The sequence below is a fragment of the Vibrio sp. V42_P2S4T144 genome (assembly GCF_009904715.1).
Lineage (GTDB): Bacteria > Pseudomonadota > Gammaproteobacteria > Enterobacterales > Vibrionaceae > Vibrio > Vibrio alginolyticus.
The window spans coordinates 1-5678 of the sequence record NZ_WXWS01000389.1; the positions used below are offsets into that span (position 1 = coordinate 1).

The following is a 5678-nucleotide window of genomic DNA, read 5'->3' on the forward strand; positions in this document are numbered from 1 at the left end:
GTGCTGCATTGCATGCGTTACCAGATAACGAGTATCAATTTAATAGCAGTCATAAGAGACTATTGACCTTTCATATGCATGGTACTCAATGGTAAACCAAAGGCGATTTAGCCTCTCATTTGTCATCTTTTTTCCTCTGGCACTATTTGTAGTGGTTTTACTCGTTACAACGAAAAATTACTATGATGCGGTTAACCGCTATATCGATTCAGAGTACTCGCGTATCGAGCGTGCAATGTCTCGCGGTATCAAAGTGCTCACGGCTTTAGATTACAGCTTCACCAACTATACCAATTACGCTAACCCACTGTTTGAAGAACATAATTCTTTAGTCAAAGAAGGGCTTTGTTATCTTTGGCCTATAGATGTGTTATTACTCGAAAGTGTTTACAGTGAAGGGTTACCTGCGGTTGACCTTGATTATATGATCGTAGGGGACGAAAGCTTATGCCAGCAAGGTTCAACGATTAACCAGTTAGCTGAACAAAAGGCGGGTTTTGCGCCGTCCTTGTCATTTCTGCACGATATTGAATCGCACATTGTTGGAATCCATTACATTGACAAGCGCGGTTACGTTATCTCCTCACCCGATACCTACGCAAAAAATTTCACGAGAGAGCTTTTGTCAACGCTAAAAGCCCGACCTTTTTGGCAAAAAACCGCGCAAGATAAAGTGAACATTACCTTGGCTGGACCAGGGCCTGTGTTGGACTCGATGGAAGGTCAAGTCATTAGTATGACGGTACCCGTCTATGAGAAAGGAGAACATCAAGGTGTTTTATCTATTGATTTTGACATCAATACGCTTATGGCTTCGTCGCTAGGTCTTGTAGGTCAGTTTCATTTGGTTTCCAATTTACAATCCATTCCTTCAAACAGTACACGAATCAAACCAGTCGAACTAGAGCGATTGAGTGCGAATCACAGCATGTACTACGAGTACAACCTTTGGGATGAAGCTAAGAACCTAGCGGTTTTTGAAAAATACAGCCTTATTGTCGCACTATTTATTTACGTGTTGAGTACCGTCGTCTTGTTCTATGTGAATATGCATAGCGAGCGACGTTACTTTAAAGAACTGGCAGCAAGAGACCCAATGACCAGCTTATTGAATCGTCGAGGTATGCAAACCGTGTGGCGTAATAAGATGACAAAAAAACAGGTTGCTTTAGCAGTGTTCGATATTGATAACTTCAAGAAGATCAACGACACCTATGGTCATGATGTCGGTGATTCTGCAATTCAGCTTGTTGCAAAATGTATACGTGAAAATATTCGCCATACCGATGTTGCCTCAAGGTTTGGTGGCGAAGAGTTCGTTTTAGCGATTTATGACGAAGATTCAGAAGGCATTAAACTCATTTTAGACAGAGTAAAAAAAGCCATAGATGAGCGCTCGATACGCGTAACGAAAGAAGGCTTTACGATCTCTGGCGGTGTGGTGTTTAGTAAAGAGAGCCGAGTAGAAAACTTTGATGAATTGTTTAAAGCGGCGGATGAAAAGTTATATCAAGCCAAAAGTACTGGCAAAAATAAGATCTGTTACTAGGATTTAGATACAAAAAAGGACGAGATATTCGTCCTTTTTTGTGTTCGGGAGTTATGCAACCTGAGAGTTTAAGTCATCGCGGTAGCGTTGAATATGCTCAACAATTGGTGCGGCTTTGTTGAACGTTCTGATTTCTCTAAATAGGTCTTTTGCTTCAGGATAAGCTTGACGTAAGTAAGAGAACCATTGTTTTACGCGGTTTGGGTAATACAAGCCTTTATCGCCTTTCATCTCGAACTTGGAGTAATAGATGAGCAACTCAACCACCTCGGGCCATGACATTGGCTGGTGGTTATGTTTTACCATATTGCCTAAGTTAGGGATATTGAAAGCGCCTCGGCACACCATTAAAGAGCTAACGCCAGTCGTTTCAATGCAACGTTGACCGTCTTCATAATTCCAAATTTCACCATTCGCTATCAGTGGGATATCGAAACGTTCGCGAATTTGGTTGATGTAATCCCATTTTATCTCAGAAGCTTTATAACCACCTTGTTTAGTACGTGCGTGTACGGTCAGTTCATTTGCGCCAGCAGACTGAATGGCATCGACAATTTCAAAGCAATCTTCAGGGTTCTCCCAGCCAAGACGAATTTTTGCAGTTACGGGAATGGCTTCTGGAACGGCTTCTCGACAAGCTTTAACCACACGGTGAATGAGCTCTGGATGCTGGAGTAGCGCTGCTCCACCTTTACTTTTGTTGACCATTTTGGCTGGGCAACCAAAGTTTATATCAATACCTCTGGCGCCAAGGTTTGCCGCTTTAATTGCGTTCTCAGCCATCCAGTTCGGTTCTTGTCCCAACAATTGCACATGTACTGGCACACCAGATGCAGTCTGAGAACCTTGCAACAGCTCCGGGCATAAACGGTGAAATACATGATCGGGTAATAGCTGGTCGATTACGCGAACAAACTCCGTAACACACAGGTCATAGTCGTTTATCTCGGTCAGGATTTGGCGCATCAAATGATCTAAAACGCCTTCCATTGGGCCTAGTACAACTCGCATAGCTTGCCTAATACAGTTTGGTGGTAAAAAGGAGGGCGATTGTAGCGATGTAAGTTAAGTTTGTCATTAAAAGAGTCGAAGCGCCCAATGCAGTCAAACACACAACGTTAGGTTACGTGCTTTTGAGCTCTGAGGTATAATGCCGCCAAATTTATGGGAAACCAGATGTCATGCAATACACATTGATTGAAAAAGGTGAAGTTCACGTCGATGAATCTTGCCTATTTATCGAAGGCGCAGTGTTAGCTGCGAATCTGACGACAAAACCACTCGCTCCTGAAAAGTGGTTAGAGCCGCTATTAGGTGAGGGATTCAAAGCGATTCAACCAGCTGTGGAAGAGCAAATTCACAAGCAGCATAACCGAATTCAACGAAACGAATATTCCGTGCTAGAGCTAACAGGCAAAGAACCTGAACAACTTGCTGATTTTGCCGAAGGTTTTATGTCTGTTTGGCCAATGATTGAAGAACAGTGGCAAGACGTTGAGCTCAATGATGGATTACAGCGTATGCTGCAAGCATTACTGACCACTTTGATGCTGGCGATCGATGAGCCAGCAACGCAGCAACAGATGCGTGACGCAGGTATTGAAACGCCACCGGCCCTGACAGATTTAGTCGACCAGCTTGATTTAATGGTCGGTGAAGTCGCGCTGGGCGCGGATGAGTTGATGGTAGGTAATAAAGCTCAAAGCCTAAACCCATTCAAAGGTATCGGGCGCAATGATCCCTGTCCTTGTGAGAGCGGAAAAAAATTCAAGCAGTGCTGTGGTCAATCACGCGGCTAAAGCGAATCGCCGCGCTATCCACTTAACAAAAAGCCGACCAGATGGTCGGCTTTTTGTTAATTTTTACGCGTCAGTAGGATTAACGAATTGGATTAACGCGTTTTGCAGGGAAGAATTGTGCAATTACAATTAATGCCAAAGCGATTAAATTGCCTGCAAAAATTACTACTAACCATTGTGGCATTGATAAATCAAGGAGCTGCCACACAACCTTAGAGCAATCACCATATGCTTCAAACATCCAAGGAACCCACTGATTGAGCGGAGCCCAGCTAGGGAATGTGACGAATAAATCGCAAGTCGCGAATGGTGATGGATTAAACTGGTAGTCAACGTGCTGCATTGCAAGTAACAAACCCTTGTAAGCACTTAATCCCCAGCCTATCAAACCTAGCCAGCGGAAAATTGGGTTCTTGGGTGCCAATATACCAACCATTGCAGCGACGCCCACTCCCATCATCGCGACTCTTTCATAAATACACATGACACATGGTGCAAGCATCATGACGTGCTGAAAATAGAGGGCACATGCTTCAAAGAAAACGACGAATAGCAGAAGCAGTAGCCACGATAAACGTCCCTTTGAAAACTGGTTAAGTGAATTTAAAATAGTCACGTTTTTGTTCCTGTCTGAAATAGAAAAAGCTCTGAATACTCAGAGCTTTTTATCGTGGATAAGTTTCCTAATCAACTCAAATTTTAGTGACCACCGGATACTACGGGAGTCAGATCACCACTATGAGGTAAAATCCAACCAGCTTCGTAGAAAGAAGCTGTTGCAGGCTCTAGGAAGAACATGATTCCCATCAGACCGACAATCGCAAGAACGACGGTGTAAGGCAGCGCCATGATAACCATTCGACCGTAAGACAGACGAATTAATGGAGCGAGAGCCGATGTGAGTAAGAATAGGAATGCCGCTTGACCGTTTGGCGTTGCAACAGAAGGCAGGTTAGTACCAGTATTGATTGCCACCGCCAGTAAGTCGAACTGATCACGAGTAATGAGACCCTCACTGAGTGCAGTTTTTACTTCATTGATGTAAACCGTACCAACGAACACGTTATCCGACACCATAGATAATAAGCCATTCGCCACATAGAACAGAGCTAGCTGAGTACCTTTATCTTCAACGGCAAGCACCGCATCGATGACTGGTTTAAACAGCTCTTGGTCAATGATTACAGCAACGATCGAGAAAAATACTGCAAGCAGTGCAGTGAAGGGCAGGGCCTCTTCAAACGCTTTCCCCATGGAGTGCTCTTCAATGACACCAGTAAATGCGGTCGCTAAAATGATCACAGAAAGGCCAATTAAGCCGACAGCCGCTAAGTGCAAAGCGAGTGCAACGATCAACCAAACCGCAATAAGACCTTGAACCCAGAGTTTTGCGACATCTTGATTTGTTCGCGTTTTACGCTCTTCACGGTCAAAATCGACGAGGATCTGACGAACGTTGTTAGGAAGCTTTGCGCCGTAGCCAAACACTTTAAGCTTTTCAACTAAAGCACAAGTGATGAGACCACAGAAAAATACAGGGAGTGTCACTGGAGACATACGGATTAGGAATTCACCAAATAACCAACCCGCTTGGTCTGCAATAATTAAGTTTTGAGGTTCACCAACCATCGTGGTTACGCCACCTAAGGCAGTACCTACACCAGCATGCATCAACAAAGAGCGCAAAAACGCACGATAGTTTTCTAGGTCATCACGCGTTAGTTCAGTGATCGTGTCATCTTGTGTATGGTCATGGTCACCGATAGGGTTACCAGACGCTACTTTGTGATATATAGAGTAAAAGCCGATCGCCACGCTGATAACAACGGCGATAACCGTCAAGGCATCCAAAAATGCAGACAAAAATGCCGCAGCAAAGCAGAACGCGAGTGATAGTAGGGTTTTAGAGCGAATGCCAAGTAAAATTTTGGTAAAAATGAACAGCAATAGCTGCTTCATGAAGTAGATGCCCGCAACCATAAATACCAGAAGTAGCAGTACTTCGATATTTGCTACTAATTCGTGCTTAACTTGCGCAGGGCTAGTCATGCCGATAGCAATGGCTTCAATAGCAAGTAAACCGCCAGGTTGTAATGGGTAGCATTTTAATGCCATTGCTAGCGTGAAAATAAATTCAGCGACCAACAACCATCCAGCTACAAATGGGTTTATTAGGAAGAATACAATCGGGTTAATTATTAAGAAGGCTATAATGGCAACTTTGTACCAATCAGGCGCTTTACCAAGGAAGTTCTTGATAAAAGCGTTTCCGAGCGATATCGGCATGATAATTCTCTTTATAACAAAATTATGAATAGACACTACAATAG

General features: G+C 43.7%; 5 protein-coding genes. 2 read left to right on the forward strand and 3 right to left on the reverse strand.

The window, feature by feature from the left end; all coding sequences use genetic code 11:
• Positions 1-88: 88 nt before the first annotated feature.
• Entirely contained in the window at positions 89-1549 is a 1461-nt protein-coding gene (locus CAG68_RS13070; protein WP_005387278.1) for a sensor domain-containing diguanylate cyclase, read from the forward strand.
• 51 nt (positions 1550-1600) lie between these two features.
• Here the strand turns inward: CAG68_RS13070 and dusC are convergent, their stop codons facing one another.
• Positions 1601-2560 carry a tRNA dihydrouridine(16) synthase DusC gene (gene dusC / locus CAG68_RS13075; protein WP_005380816.1) on the reverse strand — a complete coding sequence of 320 codons (960 nt, stop codon included), beginning with the start codon at positions 2558-2560 and terminating at the stop codon, positions 1601-1603.
• 170 nt (positions 2561-2730) lie between these two features.
• Between dusC and CAG68_RS13080 the strand changes: the two genes are divergently transcribed.
• Positions 2731-3348 (forward strand): YecA family protein, encoded by a 618-nt coding sequence (locus tag CAG68_RS13080; protein WP_005380818.1) that lies wholly within the window; start codon positions 2731-2733, stop codon positions 3346-3348.
• Positions 3349-3427: 79 nt separating this feature from the next.
• On the opposite strand, the gene dsbB is transcribed toward CAG68_RS13080, so the two are convergent.
• Positions 3428-3964, reverse strand: coding sequence for a disulfide bond formation protein DsbB (dsbB, locus tag CAG68_RS13085; protein WP_031779052.1), 537 nt, complete (start codon positions 3962-3964; stop codon positions 3428-3430).
• 83 nt (positions 3965-4047) lie between these two features.
• Complete coding sequence (nhaB, locus tag CAG68_RS13090) at positions 4048-5634, reverse strand: Na(+)/H(+) antiporter NhaB (protein ID WP_161441248.1); 1587 nt, start codon at positions 5632-5634, stop codon at positions 4048-4050.
• Positions 5635-5678: the final 44 nt, after the last annotated feature.

Bases quoted from the DNA above. Each gene is read 5' to 3' on its own strand.
- CAG68_RS13070 (WP_005387278.1), top strand. From the start codon at position 89: ATGGTAAACCAAAGGCGATTTAGCCTCTCATTTGTCATCTTTTTTCCT.
- dusC (WP_005380816.1), bottom strand. From the start codon at position 2,560: ATGCGAGTTGTACTAGGCCCAATGGAAGGCGTTTTAGATCATTTGATG.
- CAG68_RS13080 (WP_005380818.1), top strand. From the start codon at position 2,731: ATGCAATACACATTGATTGAAAAAGGTGAAGTTCACGTCGATGAATCT.
- nhaB (WP_161441248.1), bottom strand. From the start codon at position 5,634: ATGCCGATATCGCTCGGAAACGCTTTTATCAAGAACTTCCTTGGTAAA.